Source organism: Paraburkholderia sp. BR10141 (assembly GCF_056155635.1).
Genome location: NZ_JBMIQH010000038.1, coordinates 52746 through 71970, shown reverse-complemented (window position 1 = coordinate 71970; position 19225 = coordinate 52746). Strand labels below are relative to the sequence as shown.

Annotated in this window: 17 protein-coding genes and 1 pseudogene; 16 read left to right on the top strand and 2 right to left on the bottom strand. The window is 66.5% G+C overall.

Annotation, left to right across the window (positions count from 1 at the left end; all coding sequences use genetic code 11):
• The 16 genes and pseudogenes from ACOJB8_RS34465 to ACOJB8_RS34390 all read left to right on the top strand — a co-directional run.
• On the top strand, positions 1-688 hold a 688-nt coding region (locus tag ACOJB8_RS34465; RefSeq protein WP_475016631.1), incomplete at its 5' end, for a substrate-binding domain-containing protein.
• A 27-nt stretch (positions 689-715) separates the two neighbouring features.
• The gene (locus tag ACOJB8_RS34460; protein ID WP_475016629.1) at positions 716-1612 is read left to right on the top strand and encodes a substrate-binding domain-containing protein; all 897 of its coding nucleotides are present in this window, start codon (positions 716-718) and stop codon (positions 1610-1612) included.
• A 49-nt stretch (positions 1613-1661) separates the two neighbouring features.
• A complete protein-coding gene (locus ACOJB8_RS34455; RefSeq protein ID WP_475016627.1) occupies positions 1662-2594 on the top strand; it encodes a VOC family protein in 933 nt (310 codons plus the stop codon).
• Between the two features lie 37 nt (positions 2595-2631).
• Positions 2632-3642 (top strand): amidohydrolase family protein, encoded by a 1011-nt coding sequence (locus ACOJB8_RS34450; RefSeq protein ID WP_069263334.1) that lies wholly within the window; start codon positions 2632-2634, stop codon positions 3640-3642.
• 26 nt (positions 3643-3668) lie between these two features.
• Positions 3669-4448, top strand: coding sequence for an SDR family oxidoreductase (locus ACOJB8_RS34445; RefSeq protein WP_475016624.1), 780 nt, complete (start codon positions 3669-3671; stop codon positions 4446-4448).
• 43 nt (positions 4449-4491) lie between these two features.
• Positions 4492-5349, top strand: coding sequence for a fumarylacetoacetate hydrolase family protein (locus ACOJB8_RS34440; protein WP_475016622.1), 858 nt, complete (start codon positions 4492-4494; stop codon positions 5347-5349).
• 98 nt (positions 5350-5447) lie between these two features.
• On the top strand, positions 5448-6701 hold the full coding sequence (locus ACOJB8_RS34435; RefSeq protein ID WP_069263346.1) for a LysR family transcriptional regulator: 1254 nt from the start codon (positions 5448-5450) through the stop codon (positions 6699-6701).
• 67 nt (positions 6702-6768) lie between these two features.
• Positions 6769-8013, top strand: coding sequence for an MFS transporter (locus ACOJB8_RS34430; protein WP_475016620.1), 1245 nt, complete (start codon positions 6769-6771; stop codon positions 8011-8013).
• A 150-nt stretch (positions 8014-8163) separates the two neighbouring features.
• Positions 8164-9609, top strand: a complete 1446-nt coding sequence (locus tag ACOJB8_RS34425; protein WP_475016618.1) for an MFS transporter — start codon at positions 8164-8166, stop codon at positions 9607-9609.
• Positions 9610-9731: 122 nt separating this feature from the next.
• Positions 9732-10448, top strand: a complete 717-nt coding sequence (locus tag ACOJB8_RS34420) for a maleate cis-trans isomerase family protein (protein ID WP_069263352.1) — start codon at positions 9732-9734, stop codon at positions 10446-10448.
• Between the two features lie 60 nt (positions 10449-10508).
• Positions 10509-11312 carry an amidohydrolase family protein gene (locus tag ACOJB8_RS34415; RefSeq protein WP_069263355.1) on the top strand — a complete coding sequence of 268 codons (804 nt, stop codon included), beginning with the start codon at positions 10509-10511 and terminating at the stop codon, positions 11310-11312.
• A gap of 103 nt (positions 11313-11415) precedes the next feature.
• Positions 11416-12645: an MFS transporter gene (locus tag ACOJB8_RS34410; RefSeq protein ID WP_069263357.1), complete on the top strand. Its 1230-nt coding sequence runs from the start codon at positions 11416-11418 to the stop codon at positions 12643-12645.
• A gap of 82 nt (positions 12646-12727) precedes the next feature.
• Positions 12728-13891 (top strand): porin, encoded by a 1164-nt coding sequence (locus ACOJB8_RS34405; RefSeq protein ID WP_083245180.1) that lies wholly within the window; start codon positions 12728-12730, stop codon positions 13889-13891.
• An 87-nt stretch (positions 13892-13978) separates the two neighbouring features.
• A pseudogene (locus tag ACOJB8_RS34400) lies at positions 13979-14332 on the top strand (aldo/keto reductase); the annotation flags it as partial.
• A gap of 100 nt (positions 14333-14432) precedes the next feature.
• Positions 14433-15110, top strand: a complete 678-nt coding sequence (locus ACOJB8_RS34395) for a heavy metal response regulator transcription factor (protein WP_069263361.1) — start codon at positions 14433-14435, stop codon at positions 15108-15110.
• 8 nt (positions 15111-15118) lie between these two features.
• Positions 15119-16534: a heavy metal sensor histidine kinase gene (locus ACOJB8_RS34390; protein ID WP_475016633.1), complete on the top strand. Its 1416-nt coding sequence runs from the start codon at positions 15119-15121 to the stop codon at positions 16532-16534.
• Here ACOJB8_RS34390 and ACOJB8_RS34385 read toward each other — a convergent pair.
• Both ACOJB8_RS34385 and ACOJB8_RS34380 read right to left on the bottom strand, forming a co-directional pair.
• Positions 16509-17993, bottom strand: coding sequence for an efflux transporter outer membrane subunit (locus tag ACOJB8_RS34385; protein ID WP_475016614.1), 1485 nt, complete (start codon positions 17991-17993; stop codon positions 16509-16511). The two genes, ACOJB8_RS34390 and ACOJB8_RS34385, sit on opposite strands and share 26 nt — an antisense overlap.
• Positions 17994-18005: 12 nt before the next feature.
• Positions 18006-19220, bottom strand: a complete 1215-nt coding sequence (locus ACOJB8_RS34380) for an efflux RND transporter periplasmic adaptor subunit (protein ID WP_475016612.1) — start codon at positions 19218-19220, stop codon at positions 18006-18008.
• Between the last annotated feature and the right edge of the window lie 5 nt (positions 19221-19225).

The window sequence follows — 19225 nt, the reverse complement described above, 5'->3', positions numbered from 1 at the left end:
GGGCCTGCAGCGGCTGCGCGAATCGTCGATTCGCCATCCCAGGGATCTGGAGGGGCGGGCCGTTGGCGTACGCGCGTATTCGGTTACGGCGGCCGTGTGGACGCGCGGCATCCTCGCCGAGGAATACGGCGTCGATTTTGGCAAGGTGACGTGGCTCACCGAAGAAGAAGAAAACGTCGAGTCCTTCGTGCCGCCCGCCAATGTGCGGCGCGTGGCGAACGATACGTCGCTTGCCGCCATGATGGAAGCGGGCGAAATCGAAGCGGCATTCGGCGGTCTCGCCGGGGTGGGCGCGGATCTGGACGACCGCCTCGTGGACCTCGTCGAGAACGCCGCGGCGCAAGAGGCCGACTGGTATCGCCGCACGGGCATTTACCCGCTGCACGGCGTGATCGTGGTGCGCAACGACGTGCTGGCGCGAATGCCGGGTTTGCCGCGTCGTCTATTCGCGGCCTTCGTCTCGGCGAAGGAAAACTACCTCGCCCGCGTGCAAAGCGGTGCGGCGGACGGCGCGGAAGACAAGCGCTACCGCCGCCTCGCGGAACTCGTTGGCGATCCGCTGCCCTACGGCCTCGCGCAGAACGCAAGATCGTTCGACGCGCTGGTGCGCTACGCCCACACGCAGCGGCTGATTCCGGAGCTAGCGCCAATCGCTTCGGTGTTTCTCGACCCGGCTGCCGATGCATAGGGTTCCATATTAATCAGGAGGCAGACGATGACAACCGTTCAAACCCTCTCCATCCCGACGATGCTGGGGACCTACCCCAAGACGCAGCCTCTGAAGGACGGCACGCTCGCTTCGCCGCTCGTGCATCTGGATTTCGCCGCGGTGGACACCGCACAAAAGGCCTTCAAGGACGTCGTGCGCCATGAGAAGTACGATGTGGCCGAGCTGGCGATCATCACCTTCCTGCAGGCGTTCGAGGCAGGCAAGCCATATGTGATGCTGCCGTTCGTGATGAACGGGGGCTTTCACCACAAGAGCATCGTGGTGCTTGACGACGCGACCTTCACCGCAAGCGAGCTGGCCGGGCGCAAGGTGGCGATGCGCGCTTACACGCAGACCACGCCGACGTGGGTACGTGGCATCCTCACCGATGACTTCGGCGTGCGTCTTCCCGACGTGCGGTGGTTGAGCCAGGAGGGCGCGCACGTGGCGGACTACGAGGAACCCGCGTGGGTTGCGCGGCTCGAATCGACCGCGAGCCTCGAAGACATGCTGCGCGCGGGCGAGGTGGACGCCATCATCGCGGCCGGCGGGCTTTCGGGCGAGCCGGGCATTCGTCCGCTGATTCCCGCGCCGGCCGAGGCCGCCGCCGCGTGGCAGGCGCGCAACCACGCGGTGCCGATCAACCACGTGGTGACGGTCAAGCGCTCGCTTGCGCAGTCCCACCCGGAAGCCGTGCGCGAGGTTTATCGCCTGCTGGGCGAGGCGAAGGAACGCGCGCAGCAGGGCAAACCGCAGGGCGCGATCGATCTGCAACCCACAGGATTCGACAAGCTGGCCCCGGCCGTAGAACTGGCCATTCGCTACGCCTTCGAGCAGCGGCTCATTTCGCGCCGTTATACGCTCGAAGAGTTGTATGGCCCCGTGGCCGATATTCTCGGCTAAGGGCGCACACGCATCACACAGCACCACAGCACACGATACGGAGACACACTTGGCTTCGACCATTTCAGGCATGGCCCACGTCCGGCTGAGCGCCCCCGATCTCGGGCGCATGGAAGCCTTTCTCGATGACTTCGGCATGGTGAAAGTCCATCGCGACGACCAGCGCCTCTACATGCGCGGCGTGGGCGAAGCGCCTTTTCTGCACGTAACCGAACTGGGCGAGCCCGGCGTCATAAGTTGTGCGTATGAATTGCGCGACGCCGCGCTGCTCGCGGATCTCGCGAAGCTGCCCGGCGCGCGCGGCATCGAGCATATCGACGAACCCGGTGGCGGCCGTCGCGTGCGGCTACAGGACCCCAACGGCTTGTGGCTGGAGTTCGTCACGGAGCGCGAACCGGTTGCGCGGCTTGCACCGCGCGCGCTCGTGCGCGACGCGCAAGGCGAGAGCCGCGTGCTGGGCCCGGCACGCGTGGAGCGCATCGCGCATACGGCGTTCGCCACGCCGAACCTGCCCGGTTCGATCGAGTGGTATCAACGTACGCTCGGCGTGATGCCCACCGACGAACTGTTCGTGGGCGAACCCGAGAACGTGATCGGCCAGTTCAATCGCATCGATCTCGGCGACACGCCCGTCGACCATCACATCGTCTTCCTGCTGCGGGGGCCGCGTGCCGGTCTGCATCACGTGTCGTACCAGGTGGAGGGCGTGGACGACATCTTCTTCGGCTACGACCATCTTCATCAGCGCGAATACGACCACGTGCGCGGCATTGGCCGCCATGCGCTGGGCAGCCAGATTTTCGACTACTGGATGAGCCCCTTCGGCCAGATGCACGAGCACTGGATCTCGCAGGAGCGCATGACGGCGAAAAGCCGCTTCAACTCTATCCGCATCGGCGACGGCATGAGCTACGACACCGGCGAAAAGCCGCCTGAGCGCTTCGTCAAGCAGGCGACGCCCCTCGTGGCGTGGCAGGACTAGTCGCTCGTTCCTTTATCAACGAACCAGGTAGCGTTCCATGATCATCGATTGTCACGGTCACTTCACGACCGTTCCCAAGACGCTGCACGAATGGCGGCGCAGGCAGCTCGAACACGCGGGCCCCGTGTACGGCGCGCCGCTGCAGATCAGCGACGACGAATTGCGCGAGGCGCTGGAAGGCGGCCAGCTCAAGGTCCAGCGCGAGCGCGGCCTCGATCTCACGCTGTTTTCGCCGATCGCGGGCCAGATGGGCCACCACCTCGGCACGCTGGAGCAGGGCATCGAATGGGCGCGCGTGTGCAACGACCTCATTCATCGCGTGGTACAGCTGTATCCGGAGAACTTCGCCGGCGTGTGCCAGCTGCCGCAGTCGACGGGCAAGGACGTGAGCGCCTGCGTGGCCGAACTGGAACGTTGCGTGAAGGAGCTGGGGTTCGTCGGCTGCAATCTGAATCCCGATCCTTCGGGCGGCTACTGGACCGATCCGCCGCTCACGGACCGTCACTACTATCCGCTCTACGAGAAGATGGTCGAACTCGACGTGCCGGCCATGATCCACGTGAGCAGTTCGTGCAACCCGTGCTTTCACCACGTGGGCGCACATTATCTGAACGGCGACACCACGGCATTCATGCAGTTCCTGCTCGCGCCGCAGCTGTTCAAGGACTTCCCCATGCTGCGCTTCGTGATTCCGCATGGCGGCGGCGCGGTGCCGTATCACTGGGGGCGTTATCGCGGGCTGGCGCAGGACATGGGCTTCCAGGCGCTCGAAGAAGGTCTGATGAGCAATCTCTTCTTCGACACCTGCGTGTATCACCAGGCGGGCGTGAACCTGCTCACCGAAGTCGTGCCGCACAAGAACATCCTGTTCGGCTCGGAGATGATTGGCGCGGTGAAAGGCATCGACCCGCGCACGGGCCACCACTACGACGACACGAAGCGCTACGTCAGCGCCACGCCGCATCTGTGCAGCGAACATCGTCACGACGTGTTCTGCAACAACGCACTCAATGTCTATCCCGGCCTGAAGTATCGCTGCCAGGACTGAAGCAACAATAACGCGAGAGATAACCCATGGATCTTGGAATCGCAGGAAAGACGGCGCTCGTCTGCGCGTCGTCGCGCGGCCTCGGCCTCGCATGCGCCACCGCGCTGGCGCGCGAGGGCTGCCGTGTGTACATCAACGGCCGTCATGCCGACGGGCTCGAAACCGCCGCGCAGCAAATCGAGGCGGCAACGGGCAACCGTGCGCACATCGTCGTCGCGGACCTGAATGCGGAAGCGGGGCGCGAAGCGCTCGTCGCCGCGTGTCCGGCGCCGGACATTCTGGTGAACAACAACGCCGGACCGGAGCCGGGCAAGATCGCCGACTGGACCCGCGAGGACTGGCTGGGCGCCGTGGAAGGCAACATGCTCGCGCCGATCTTCCTCATCAAGCAGTACGTGCCCGGAATGCGCAGCCGCAAGTTCGGCCGCATCGTCAATATCACCTCCGCGATGGTGAAGTCGCCGAGCGCGATGATGGGCCTTTCCGCCGCCGTGCGCGCCGGCCTGACTGCGCTCAGCAAATCGGTGCAGCGCGACTGTGTCGTGGACAACGTCACGATCAACAACATGCTGCCCGAGCGCTTCGACACCGACCGTCAGCGCTATATGGCCGATCGCATGTCGAAAAAAGACGGCATCACGGTGGCAGAAGCCAAACAGCGCATTGCCGCGACGATCGCCGCGAAGCGCCTGGGCGACCCGATGGAGTTCGGCGACGCCTGCGCCTTCCTGTGCAGCGCGCAGGCGGGCTATATCTCGGGACAGAACCTGCAGCTCGACGGCGGCTCCTATGCCGGCCTCGTCTAACGCGCATGCACCGCGCACGTCACGCATTCAGAGGAGATTTTCGATGAAATACGCGAGCTTTTCGGTAGAAGGGCGCGATACCTACGGCATCGTCGATGGCGACAAGGTGATCGATCTCGGCAAGCGCATCGGCGCCGACTACCCCACGCTCAAGGCGCTTTGCGCCGCCGACCTGCCGCACGAAGTTGCACGGGCGGTGGCCGGTCAGGCCGATTACGCACTGGCGGACATCACGTTCTTGCCGCCCATTGCCGACCCGACGCATATCTGGTGTCTCGCGCTCAATTACGTCGAGCACCACAACGAAGTGCAGAGCGCGGGCCGCGTGCAGGAACTGCCGAAGCAGCCGGCGCTGTTTGCGCGCGCAAGCGATTCGCTGGCAGCGCACGGACAGCCGTTGCGCCATCCGGGGGTTTCGGAACAGTTCGACTACGAAGGCGAACTGGTCGTGGTGATCGGCAAGCCGGGCTATCGCGTGAAAGCGGAAGATGCCTTCGAGCACGTGGCGGGCTACACGATTATGAACGAGGGCAGCGTGCGCGACTGGCAGTTCCACACGCGCCAGATCACGCCGGGCAAGAACTTCTACCAGAGCGGCGCGATCGGCCCCTGGATCGTGCCGCGCGGCGAAGTGGGCGACGTGGATACGCTGCGCATCCAGACCAGGCTCAACGGTCAGGTCATGCAGGACGACACCGTGGCCAGCATGGTGCACAAGATTCCGCGCTTCATCGAGTATGTTTCGGCGATCGCGCCGCTGTGCCCCGGCGACATTCTCGCCACGGGCACGCCGAGCGGCGTGGGTTTTTCGCGCACGCCGCCGGTGTTCATGAAGCCCGGCGACGAGTGCGAGATCATCATCGACCGCATCGGCACGCTGCGCAACAAGGTGACCGGGTAGCAGACCTGGTCGCGCGCTGCGCGTGCGCTGTGGTATATCGATCGTATGTCTCGCTCATCACGTTCATTGCGCTAGTCACGCAGGGATTAAGCTGCACTATGGCCTCGGTCGTCGCGTCACCTGTCGAAGAGAAGGAAGCCCCCGCGGAGCTGCCCAGCCTCTGGCAGCTGCGCGTGTTCGAGACGGTGGCGCGTCACGAGAACGTCACGCAGGCCTCGCAGGAGCTGTTGCGCTCGCAACCGGCCACCACGTCGTGCCTCGCGGCGTTCGAAATGCTGATGGGCGTGAGCCTCTTCGAGCGTTCCACCACGGGCACCTGGCTCGCGCCTGCGGGCGTCGCGGCGCTCGTGCGCACGCGCAAGATCCTGCAGGCCGCGCAGGATGCGGTGGCGCAGGTGGGCAGTACGCGCAACGTGTCGCCGGCCGTACTCGCGGGCGGCATCACGCGCACGCAGATGCGCTGCCTCATTGCCATTGCGGAGTGCGGTTCGTTTCGCGCGGCCGCGCGGCTGCTGGGCATCACGGAGGCTTCGCTGCAGCGCGCTGCGCGCACGCTCGAGCAGAATCTGGGCGCGCCGCTCTACCGGCACTCGGCCTCCGGCGTGACGACAACGGAGGTGGGTCAGACCTTCGCGCGCCAGTTGCAGACGATCTCGAACCAGATCGCCGCGATGGCCGACGCACTGCGTGCGTACCAGTTTCCGGTGGAGCGCAGCGTAACGGTGGGCGTGTTGCTGCTCGACCCGTCCATCCTGATCGTGAGCGCGATTCGCGAACTCAACGCGCACTTCCCCGACGCGCACGTGGTGATCATCAACGGCACCTACGATCAACTGCTCAACAAGCTGCTGCGTGGCGAGATCGATTTCATGCTGGGCGTGCTGAAGAATCCCGATCAGTCGTTCGATTTCGTCGAAGAGCCGCTTTATCACGAGCGCTACTGCGTGGTCGCGCGGCGCGATCATCCGCTCACGCGCGAGCCCGCCGTGACAGTGGATGCATTGCGCGACTTCCAGTGGATCTTGCCGCCGCGCAGCTCGCCGCGCCGCGAAGCCTACGAATACGTGTTTTCCGATGGCGCGCCGCCGCTCGCGAGCATCGAGACCTATTCGCTTTCCACCATTCGCATCACGCTCTTCGACAGCGACATGCTGACCGTGCTGAGCTGGACCGAGGTGTTGAGCGAACGGCGTTTCGGACTGCTCGCGCCGCTCACGATCGACGTGCCGTGGGACGGCCCGCTCGTCGGCATCACGGCGCGGCGCGACTGGAAGCCCAACGACGTGCAGGAAACGTTTCTGCGCAGCGTGCGCCGCAACGCGCAGGCGATGACGGGCGGCCAGGGCGCGTAAGGCGTCAGCGCTTTTCCTTCTTTTTCGCAGGCCGCGCAGGCTTGCGCTTCCCCGGGTTTTCACCGAGATGTCGAACGAACCTACCGTCGCGTTCGCGCCTGCGCGCGCGCATGACGCGTTGTTGTCCTTTTCTTCCTTTCGCAGCCTGCTGGCCGTGCGCGTGGCGTGGACGGTGAGCATCCAGATGCTCTTCGTCGCGATCGGCTGGCAAATGTACGCGCTCACGCACGACGCGTGGGCGCTCGCACTGGTCGGGCTCTATCAGTTCTTCCCGGTGCTGCTGCTCACGCTGCCGGCGGGACACGCAGCCGACTCGTGGCGGCGCCCGCGCATCGTGCTCGGCTGCCTTGCAGTGCAGGGTGTCGTCGCCGCGGCGATGGCGTTCGCCACGCACCGCAACGGCCTCACGCGCGACGCGCTGCTGCTGGCCTCGCTGTTGCTCGGCACGGCGCGCGCGTTTCAGATGCCGGCGTTGCAGGCGCTCGTGCCTTCCACGGTGCCGGCGCCGCTCCTGAGCCGCGCGATGGCCGCCGTCTCGACTGGCTCGCAAACGAGCGTGATACTCGGGCCGGCGTTGGGCGGGGCGCTCGTGAGCTTCGGCATCGGCGCGGTCTACGCGGTCGCGGCGCTGCTATTTCTCGCGGCAGCCCTGCTCACGCTCGGCCTCAAGGTGCGTGAAGTTCAACGCGAGCGCCGCGCCGCATCGCTCGACGCGCTGATGGGCGGCCTGCGCTTCGTCTGGCGCAAGCCGATCATTTTCGCGGCGATCAGCCTCGATCTCTTCGCCGTGCTGTTCGGCGGCGCCGTGGCGCTGCTCCCCATCTACGCCGACACGATCCTGCACGGCGGCCCCGCCATGCTCGGCTGGCTGCGCGCGGCGCCCGCGATCGGCGCGTTCGCGATGTCGCTGTGGCTCGTGCGCTACCCGCCCCGGCGCCGCGTGGGCGTGACGCTGCTTGCTTCGATCGGCGTGTTTGGCGTTGCGACCGTCGTGTTCGGCGTATCGACGAGTCTCTGGCTCTCCATGCTCGCGCTGATCGTGACGGGCGCGGCGGACATGGTGAGCGTGGTGATTCGCCAGACGCTCGTGCAGCTCGAAACACCCGATGAGATGCGCGGCCGCGTCAGCGCCGTGAACGCGATTTTCGTGGGCGCGAGCAATCAGCTCGGCGAATTCGAATCGGGGTCGCTCGCCAGCGTGATGGGGCCCGTGGGTGCGGTCGTGCTGGGCGGCGCGCTGACCTGCCTCGTGGCGCTGACGTGGGCGTGGCGCTTTCCGCAGCTCGCCGCGCGCAAGACGCTCGATAGCTGAGCGTGGCTCTCGCGAGCCGCACAGCAATAACTGATGACGGCCCGCTCTTTTTCTATGCCGCTGAAAGTCGGCGGCTCACTAGAATCAGGTCTCCTGACAATGATATCGGTGCCGCACAAGACGGCGCGCCTCTAAGGAGACGGAGGTTTCATGCAACTCATACAGAGCGGGCAAAGCCCATTCCAGGACCAGCGCGTCCTGAGCAAAAACCAGCGCATGCTGCTCGCGCTGATCGGCGTAGGCAGCATGCTGGAGTTCTGGGATGCCTATCTGATCGGCTTCATCATGGCGTTTCTCGTCAAGCCGTGGGGCATGACCTACGGGATGATGGGCACCGTGCTGCTCGCTTCGGGCGCGGGCGCGATCGTCGGCGGCGTGGTCTGGGGCATGATGGCCGACCGCTTCGGCCGCAAGCCCGTGTTCGTCATCTCGCTGCTGCTGCTCGCAGCCATGAGCCTCGGCCTCGCATTCACGCCCGCGGGCGGCTGGATCTACATGGCGGTGCTGCGCACGGTGATCGGCTTTTGCACCGGCGGCTATTTCATCCAGATCGCGCTCGTCAACGAATTCATTCCGCCGCGCCGGCGTGCCGCGCTCACGGGCGTGGTTTCCGCCATCACGACCTGCGGTCTGTTGCTCGGCGCGTTCAGCGGCGCCTTCGTGATTCCGGCGATCGGCTGGCGCTTCACCTTCGCGGTCGGTGCGGCGCCCGCACTCGTGGCGCTGATCGGCGCGTTCTATGTGCCGGAGTCGCCGCGCTGGCTGAGCCTGCAGGGCCGCCGCGAAGAAGCGCGTCGCGCCGTGCAGTGGGCGCTCGGCACCGCGGCCGAATGGCGCGAAGAAGAAAGCGCGAACGCGGAGAGTGCGGTGCGCCGCGCGCCCGCTGCGCGCTGGTCCGAGATCTTTTCATACCCGCGCAGCGTCGTGACGGCCACGCTCATCAACATCGGGCTGATCTCGGGTTACTACGGCATCGTGCTGTGGGCGCCCACGCTGCTCGCCCAGGTGCAGTCAGTGACGCCCGCTGGCGCCTCGCGCTTCATGATCGGTTTCAGCGTGTGCGGCATCGTCTCGCGGCTTGCCGCCGCGAGCCTGGCCGACCGTATCGGCAGACGGCGCACCGGCGGCTACTTCGCCATTGCCGCCGCCATTGCCGCGCTGCTGGCGGGCTACGTGGGTCACGGCGACCTGCTCACACCCGCGTGGTTCTGGCTGCCGCTGCTGCTCGCATTCGTGTTCGCCGACGGCAGCTTTTCGGTGTGCGCGGTCTATTCCACCGAGATCTGGCCCACCCGGCTGCGCGGCAGCGGTTCGGGCTACGCGGGCCTCGCGGGGTCGGTGGGCAAGATGATCGGCCCGGTGGGACTCGCATGGGTCGCGGGGTCGAGCAACATGGTGATGCCATCGGCCACGCTCGGCGTGATCGTGCCGGCGTTCCAGTTTCTCGCGCTGTGCCTGCTACTCTGTGGCGTGACCTATCTGTTCGTCGGCATCGAGGCGCGCGGCAAGACGCTCGAGTCGCTCGACGAAGGCTTTGCGCAGCAGCGCGAGGCGGCCCACGTCATGCCGTCGGCCAACGATCGCAGCGGGACTTGACGTTCCGGGTTCAGCAAAAACCGATTGCGGCGGCCGCTTTCCGATTGGTGACGCAAAGTCACAAAAAATACACTGGTTCAGACTCGCGGCGCGCCTTTAGCGCCGTGCAACAGAGGACTGAAATGAAAAGATTACGCGTGGGCATGGTGGTGCCTTCACTGAACACGATCGCCGAAGACGATTTCCGTCTGTTCTGCCCCGAGGACGTTTCGTATCACGTGCATCGCATCCGCCTGAGGAAGGAGGGGGGACGCGTGACGATGGAAAGTCTGCAGGGGGCCTGGCTCGAAGCCGCCGAGGAAGCGGAATACCTGAAGGACCTTTCGCCCGACGCCGTGGTGTTCAACTGCACGGGCGCGAGCGTGGCGCACGGCGCGCAAGGCGACGCATTGCTCGCCACGCGCGTGGGCGAGCGTCTCGGCCTGCCCGCCACGAACACGATGGTCGCGATCAAGCAAGCGCTCACGGCGCTGCGCGCCGACCGCCTGCTGCACGTGTGCCCGTTCGCCGACGAGTTCTCGCGCATCGAGCGCGAGTCGCTCGAAGCCTCGGGACATGCGGTGGCGCGCACGGTATCGCTCGGCTTCACCGACGCGAAAGAGGCCGCGCTCATGACGCCGGCGCGCATTGCGGCAATCGTGCGCGAGCAGATCGATGCGGACATCGGTGCGGTGCTGCTCTCGTGCGCGAACGTGCGCGCATTCGAGGCCGCGCACGAGCTGGAGGCCGCGCTTGGCATGCCGGTCGTCACGAGTAATCAGGCGACGTTGTGGGCGGTGCTGCGTCTGGCGGGCTGGCAAGGCCGCATTGCGGGCGCGGGCAGCCTGTTCGGCGACTGATCCATGCACGCGCAACGGTCGTCAATCCGGTAATCCACTACGAAATAAAAGAGAAATAGCATGCAAATTGTCGATGCCCAGGTGCACGCATGGGTGAGCGGAGATTCGACGGGTCATCACCGCCGCACGCCGATCACGCGCGACGTGCTCGTGGACGAGATGGCGCGCGCGGACGTGAACCGCGTCCTGCTCGTGCCGCCGCTGTGGGACCCGCAGGGCAACGCCTATTCGCTCGCGCTCGCGCAGGCCGAGCCGGAGCGTTTCGCGGTCATGGGCTTGCTGGGCGCGGATGTGACGGACCCGGCCGCCGCCATCGAGCGCTGGCGCGACGAGCCGGGCATGCTCGGCGTACGCTTCCTGTTCAACACGCCTGAGCGCCTGGCGCCGCTGCTCGAAGGCCGTTACGAGCGCGTGTGGCCGGTGGCGCAGGAAAGCGGGCTCGTGGTCGCGCTGCACGTACCGGGCGCGCTAGGCGAGGCCCACGCCATTGCACGGCGCTTTCCGCGCCTGCGCCTGATCGTCGATCACCTGGGCGTGCCGCGCGGCGCGAGCGGCCCGGCTGCGTTCGACCATCTGCCCGAATTGCTGGCGCTCGCGCAACACCCCAACCTGCACGTGAAAGCGGCGGGCGTGGGCGACTATGCGCTCGATCCCTGGCCGTTCCGCTCGATCGAGGCGCCATTGCGGCAGGTTTTCGACGCGTTCGGCGCCGAGCGCATCGTCTGGGGCAGCGACCTTTCGCGTCTGCATCACCCGTACCGCCAGTGCGTGACGCACTTCAGCGAGACGCTCGCCTGGCTGTCCGCTGCCGATCGTGCGGCCGTGATGGGCGGCAACCTGTGCCGGTTGCTGGGCTGGAATTAGGCAATCGGGGCACGAGTGATGCGCGCGGCGGTGCCCCATAATGTGCGGTTCGCCGGCGCGCACTAGCAACACAGAACACACATATCGATATCGGAGACACAACATGCTGACCCCTGGCGGCTGGCCTTGCATCATCCTGCTCTATCTCTACGGGACCGTGGCGACCTCGCTCGTCACGCAGTCGGTGCCCGTGATCGGCGACATCGCGCACCAGTTCGGTCTTTCGCATGCGGCGGCTGGCTGGGTGATTTCCATCCCCTCGCTCATCACGGCCGTGCTGGCCCTGTTCGGCGGCTGGCTCGTCGACCGTATCGGCGACAAGCGCGTGATCGTGGGCGGTTCGCTCTTCGCACTCGCGGGCAACCTCGGCGTGGTGGCGGCGCACGACGTGAACATGCTGTTCGCGAGCCGCTTGCTCGAAGGCGTGGGCTATCTTTCGCTCACGGTGGGCGCCGTCACGCTCATCATGCGCACCACGAGCGGTGCGCGCCGCGGCATCGCGCTCGGCCTCTGGACCTCGCATACGGCGGTCGGTATCGGGCTCACGCTCAGCGTTGTGGCACCGCTCGCGCAACGCGGCGAAATGTGGCGCTGGGCCTTCGGCGGGCATGCCATCCTGATGGCGGCGCTCGCGCTCGCCGGCTTCCTGCTGCCGGCCAAGACGCAGCAGATGGCCGCGCGCCGGCTTGCCGACATCTGGACCGTGGTGAAGAGCCCGCGGCCCTACCGCGTGGCGCTGGCTTCGGGGGCTTCGGCGTTCATCCAGACCGGCATCATGGCCGCGCTCACCGTGTATCTCGCGAAAACCTTTGGCGTGGCGATTCGCACGGCGGCCGGCGTGGGCACGGTGGCGGAAGTTTTCGTGTGCGTCGGCTGCCTGTCGGTCGGGCATCTGCTCAAGGGGGGCACGAGTGCGCGCCTGATCGCGTCGGTCGGCGGCGTGGTCGCGCTCGCCGGCGGGGTGGGCCTCTATTTGCCGGTGACGGGCCTGAGCGGCGCGGTCGCGGCGGTGTGCGTGTTCTCGGTGGGCATCGGCCTGCTGAACGGCCTCATCTGGACGATGGTGCCGGCGGCCGCGCCGAGCCTCGCGACGATGGGCGCGACGAGCGGCCTCGTTGCGCAGGCGACCTATCTCGGCGTGCTGCTCGGGCCGCCCGCGATTTTCGCAAGCTTCTACGAGAGCGGCTGGACCGTGCGTATCGGACTCGTTGTGATCGCAACCTTGCTGCAGCTCGTACCGTTGCCGATCTGGGGGCGCGCAGCGCCACGCAGCGAGGAGAGCGGCGCTCAGGCGTCCGGTTCGGCGCCAGCTTCCGCGGCCGGGGGAAACTGAGTCGGGGAAGGCGGCCCCCGGTGCAAGGGGGCCGGGCGATCCAGGTACTAAACATAACAATCAGCATGACTAAGGAGACGAAATGAAGCAAGGAGAATTGGCAGTCAAACGCACGCGCGTAGCGATCCTGGTATCCAGCGCGGTTGCGGGATTGCTGCTGGGCGCAGTGGGCGTGGACGTGGCACACGCACAGAGCAGCGTGACGCTCTATGGCGTGATTTCGACGTCGCTGGAATACGTGAGCAACGCGAAGGGCAATCATCTTTTTGCGCTTTCCAATGCGGGCATGATGCCGCCGCGTTTCGGCCTGCGCGGCGTGGAAGATCTCGGCGGGGGCACCAAGGCCATTTTCACGCTGGAAAACGGCTTCAACATCACGAACGGCGCGATGCTCAACGGCGGCATCTTCGGTCGCCAGGCGTATGTGGGCCTGAGCAACGACCGGGCGGGCACGGTCACGATGGGTCGCCAGTACGAGGAAATGACGAACACCATGTGGTTCGCCACGGCCTCGAACGTCTTCGCAGGGTACGGCGCGCACATTGGCGACAACGACAACATGTTCTTCACGAACCGCTTCAACAACGCGGTGCGTTATGCCTCGCCCACCTACTCGGGCTTCTCGTTCGCGGGCAGCTATGCGTTCTCGAACTCGACACAGTTCTCGAACAACAACGGGTTCAGCGGTGCGATGACCTACGCGCGCGGCCCGCTCAAGGTCGGTGCGGCGTTCACGCAGTTCAACCGGCGCAGCAACGCGGTGCCCTCGAACACCACGAGCGGCGCGGTCGACAGCACGGGCTGGGGCTTCAGCTCGCCGTTCGTCACGAGCCCGACGGGCGCGGGCACCAATCAGCAGCGCATCATGGGCGTGGGCGGCAGCTACGACTTCGGTTCGTTCCACGTGCTCGGCAACTATACGAACGTGCTGTTCAACTATTCCGATTCGACGGGATTGCGCCTGCAGAACTTCGAGGCATCGGCGTACAAGCTCTTCACGCCGTTCGTGGAAGTCGGGCTCTCGTATGTCTACACGCTCGGCAACTATTCGATCGGGCGCTCCACGCACTATAACCAGCTCGATCTCGCGGGCCACTACCTGCTCTCGAAGCGCACCGAGCTGTATCTCATCGGCATCTACCAGCGAGCAAGCGGTCCGGGCACGTACGCGCAGATCTATACGGCTTCGCCTTCGTCGGGAAGGAACCAGACGCTCGTCGAGACGGGGATCATGCACAAGTTCTGACTGGCGCGGTCCAGGCGCCTTTAGGTGGCATTGACGGGGCAGCCTGCGGGCGCCCCATTCCCTCCAGTCTTTTCACGCTTTCCGCTCATGCAATATCGCAAGCTCGGCGCGACCGGCTTGACCGTGGCGCGTCTGTGCCTCGGCACTATGACGTTCGGCGCGCAGACCGACGAGGCAACCTCCCGCGCGATTCTCGATGGCGCGGCCGACAAAGGCGTGGACTTCATCGATACGGCCGATATCTACCCATCGTCCGAGCAGGTTGGACTCGCAGAAGCAATCGTCGGGCGCTGGCTCAAGGGCCGGCGCGAGCGCTTCGTCATCGCGACGAAGGGCGGCGGCCGCACGGGCCCCGCCGCATGGGATCGCGGCGGCTCGCGCAAGCACCTGCTGGCGGCTGTCGACGCCTCGCTCGTGCGCGTGACCCGCGCGGCGCTCGACGAAGCCACGCAGCGTTACCGTATGCAGGATGCACAGCGATAGGCGCAGCGGGCCAGGGAGCGCATACAATTGAGCCGGACACACTCAAAATTGAACGGCGATGCGCATTCTCGTAATCGAAGACGAGCCGAAGACCGGCGCGTATCTGAAGAAGGGCTTCGAGGAATCCGGCTATGCCGTGGATGTCGCGGCGGACGGCGCGGAAGGCCTGATTCTCGCGAAAGAGGCGGCGTACGACGTGATCGTGCTCGACGTCATGCTGCCCGCAATGGACGGCTGGACGGTGCTCAAGACGCTGCGCGCCACGCACACCACGCCGGTGCTGTTCCTCACCGCGCGCGACGACATCAGCGACCGCGTGAAGGGCCTCGAGCTGGGCGCGGACGACTACCTCGTCAAGCCGTTCGCCTTCGTCGAACTGCTCGCGCGCGTGCGCACGCTGGCCCGCCGCGGCCCCCCGCGCGAGAGCGACGTGCTGCTGCTCGGCGACCTCGAAGTGGACGTCACGCGCCGGCGCGTGAAACGCGGGGCCACGCGCATCGACCTCACGCCGAAGGAGTTCTCGCTGCTGCAGCTGCTCGTGCGCCGCCAGGGCGAAGTGCTCACACGCACGCAGATCGCCTCATACGTGTGGGACATGAACTTCGACAGCGACACGAACGTCGTGGAAGTCGCCATCCGCCGCCTGCGCGCGAAGGTGGACGACGCGTTCGACGTCAAGCTGATCCACACGGTGCGCGGCGTGGGCTACGTCGCCGAAATCAAAGGGAACGCCTGATGCCGCGCATGGCTGTGCGCTCGCTCGCCACAGGCCTCGCGCTGAGTTTCGCGGGTACCACGCTCGCGGTATTCGCGCTTGTGGGCAGCACGCTTTATTTCACGCTGGACCGCGAGGTGAAGCAGCAGGACGACCTCGATATTGTGCTGATTTCGCGCCACACGCGCCGCCTCGCGCAGGAACTGCACAACGAGCACGACGTGCGCGAACATGCGGAGCGGCTCACGAGCCAGGTGCTCGGCAATCCCGCGCTTTCCATGGAAATACTCGGTACCGGCGGTGCGCAACTGGTCGAGCACAACACGGCGGGCATTGCAGACGCGGCGTTTCCAGAAGCGGCGCTCGCGCGGCGTCTCCCGCCGACGCAACGCATTACCGAAGGCGACGTGGTGGCATGGCGCAACGCGCGCGGCGTACCCGTGCGCGGACTCGCTACCGACGCCGCGCTGGCGGACGGCACGCCCGTCACCATCGTCATCGCACGCGACATGACCGATCGCTGGCAGCTGCTCGATCACTATCGCGAGCGGCTCTACGGTTTCGGCCTGGCGGGCATGCTGCTCGCGTTCCTCATGAGCTGGCTGCTCGTGCGCGAGTCGCTGCGTCCGCTGCGCGAGATGGCGGCGCGCGCGGCCACGGTCACGGTCGACCGGCTCGATACGCCCATCGAAGTCGAACGCGCGCCGAGCGAGCTCGAAGCGCTCACGAAATCGCTCAACGCCATGCTCGACCGTTTGCACGGGGGCTTCGAGCGGATGTCGCAATACACGGCGGATCTCGCGCATGACATGCGTACGCCGCTCGGCAACCTGCGCGGCGCGAACGAAGTGGCGCTCGCACGCGAGCGCACCACGGCCGAATACGAGGCGTTGCTCGAATCGAATCTGGAGGAATGCGAACGGCTTTCGCGCATGATCGAAAGCGTGATCTTTCTCGCGCGTGCGGAGCACCCGCAGTTCATGACGACACTCGCGGAGTTCGACGTGCACGATGCGCTCACGCAGATTGCCGACTACTTCGAAGGTCTCGCCGACGAGGCGGGCGTGCTAATCCGCGTGGAGGGCGAGGGCCGCCTGCGCGCGGACAAGGAGCTGTTCCGGCGCGCCGTGGGCAACCTGCTCGCCAATGCGCTGCGCTATACGCCGCGCGGCGCGGCGATCACGCTGAGCGTCGAGCAGACGCCACGGGCCGTCGAGGTCACGGTGGCCAATCCGGGCACGCCGATCGAAGCCGCGCTGATGGAACGCATTTTCGATCGCTTCTATCGCGCGGATGCGTCGCGCCATCGCGAGGCGCGTGCGGGTGCTTCGGCGGGTTTGGGGCTCGCGATCGTGCGCACGATCATGGCGCTGCACGGCGGCTCGGCGCGCGCCGAAAGCGACGCGGCAAGCACGCGGTTCATCCTGACGTTCGCCCGTTCCTAGCGCTCAGGTCGCTCAGCGCCGCGCGGTCCCAGCCGCCGCCGAGCGCCTCCAGCAGATGCACGCTCGCATCGAGCCTCCTTGCCGCGATCTGCTCCTCGTTGCGTTCGTTCGAGAGCGCGATGGTCTGCGCCGTCACGACGTCGAGATAGTTCACCGCGCCCGCCTGGTAGCGGTTGGTGGTGAGCCTGAGCGAGAGTTGCGCGGCGGCGGTGGCGCGCTGCTGGCTTTGCGCTTCGCTCGCTAGCGTGTCGAGCGCGCTCAGGTTGTCTTCGACTTGCTGGAACGCCGTCAGCACGGTTTGCCGGTAGCCGGCTACTGCCGCATCGTATTGTGCGTTCGCGCCTTTGAGCGTGGCGTCGCGCCGGCCACCGTCGAAGAGTGTGCCCGCCAGTTGCGAGCCGAGCGACCAGAAGAGGCTGGGCGCGCTCAGCCACGGCGCGAAGAACGTGCTTTCGAGGCCCGCCGTCGCGGAGAGCGTGAGATCGGGATAGAAGGCCGCGCGCGCCTCGCCGATCCCGGCATTGGCCGCCGCCACGCGCCGCTCCGCGGCCGCGATGTCGGGACGCCGTTCGAGTAGCGCTGAGGGCACCCCTGCGGGAATCGACGGCACGGCGGCGGGATCGACACGCGGCGGCAGACTGAACGTCGAAGCGGGCACGCCGATCAGCGTGGCGATGGCGTGCTGAAGCTGCGCGCGCTGCACGTCGATGTCGCTATCCGCCGTGCGCGCGCTCTCGAGCTGGGTCTGTGCCTGGGCGACGGCGGAGGCGTCGATCGCGCCGTCGGCGAGCTGCTGCTGCACGATGCGCAGCGCCGCCGTGTAGGCGCTCACGGTGTCGTCGAGCAGCTTCTTCTGGCGATCGAGCGAACGCAAATCGAAGTAATCCGTCGCCAGCTGGCTCGCAACCGAAAGGCGCACCGATTCGAGGTCGGCTTGCGTGGCCTGGGCGTTGGCGTGGGCCTGGGTGGTCGCGTCCTTCACGCGCCCGAACAGGTCGGGTTCCCAGCTTGCCGTGAGGCCCGTCGAGTAATCGGGAATCGTCTTGCCCGCAAGCGAATGGTCCACGAGATTCTGCGAGGTCCGGTAACGCTGCGCCGCCACATCCGCCGTGACGGTCGGCGCATAGCCCGCGCGCTGATAGTCGATCATCGCGCGCGCGGCTTCGAGATTGGCAACGGCCTGGCGCACGCTCTGGTTCGACACGTCCACGCGGGCTTCGAGCTGGTCGAGGTCGTTGTCGCCGAAGAGCGTCCACCATGGGCCGCGCGTTTGGGCGTCGGCGGGCGCGGCGACGGTCCAGCCGGGTGCCGCTGCGGGTTGCGTCGTTTGTGTCGCGAAGTGCGCAGGCACGTCCGTCGAGGGTACGCTGTAGTGCGGCAACGTGGTGCACGCCGCGAGCGATGCTGCGGTGAAGGCGACGACGATCCGGCGCAGCGCAGGGAGAGGGCGTTCGAACATGATGAGCCTCGCTTACGCTTTCGCTTGCGCAGCCGTCGAGGCTGCCGCCACGCGCACGCTCTGGCCGCTCGCAATGGCGTCGCCGGGATTGTTGATGACGCGATCGGTCGGCGCGAGTCCGGTGGCGATTTCCACGTAGGTGCCGAAGTCGCGGCCGATGGTCACCTTGCGCAATTGCACCATGCTCTTTGCATCCACCACCGCGACGGTCACGCCGTCCGGGCGAAACAGCAGCGCACTCACGGGCAGTTCGAGCGCCGGCGCGGCCGCCGTGAGCGCGAGGTGCACCTGCGCGTAGGCGCCGGGCATCAGCGCGCCGTCGTGATTGTCCACATCGACTTCCACGTGCAACGTGCGGCTCACGGGATCGATCACGTTCGAACTGCGCGCCACGCTGGCTTCGAAACGGCGGCCCGGATATTGCTGCGTCGTCAGCCAGACTGCCGTGCCTGGCGTGACGAGGCTCGCGTCGTCCTGAGGCACGTCCACATACACGCGCAGCCGGTCGGTCTGCGAGAGATGGAACAGCTCGCCTGGCATCGTGGCGAGGCCGGGCGTGCCGCCCGCGGTGACGAGCGCGCCTACTTGCACGTTGCGCGCCGTGATGACGCCGTCGAAAGGCGCCGTTACGTTCTGGTAGGAAACCAGCTCCTGCAGCCGCGCCACGTTGGCCTGCGCCGCCTGGAGCGTGGCCAGTTTCGCGGCGGCATCGCTCGTTTTCGCCTGGGCGTCCTGCTCGGAGACCGATTGCGTCTGCAGCATCGTTTGCCAGCGCTGCGCCGTGCTGCTGGCGAAGCGATAGTTGGCCTGTGCGGTGGCTTCGTCGGCGCGCGCCTGCTGGAGTTGCGCATCGAGTTCGGGCGTGTCGATCTGCGCGAGCGTCTGGCCTGCCTTCACGTGCGCGCCGATATCCGCGTACCAGTGCTGCACGTACCCGCTCGTGCGCGCGTAGATCGACGCGTCCGCCCAGGACATCACCGAGCCGGGCAGCAACAGGTCCTGCGTGACGGGTGCGCGCGTGGGCGTGAGGGTGGAGACGATCAGCTCACGCTGCGCCGCGACCTGCTGCGCTTGCGCCGTGCGCGCCTGGAGGCGCGGTACGATGCCCGCCGTGAGGAGCGCCGCGGCGATAGCGAGGCAGGTCAGGCCGACGACGACAGCCGAGCGACCTCGCGTTGCGGTTCGCGCCGCGGCATCGCGTTCTTCGTGCGGTGTCTGCGATTTCATTATGG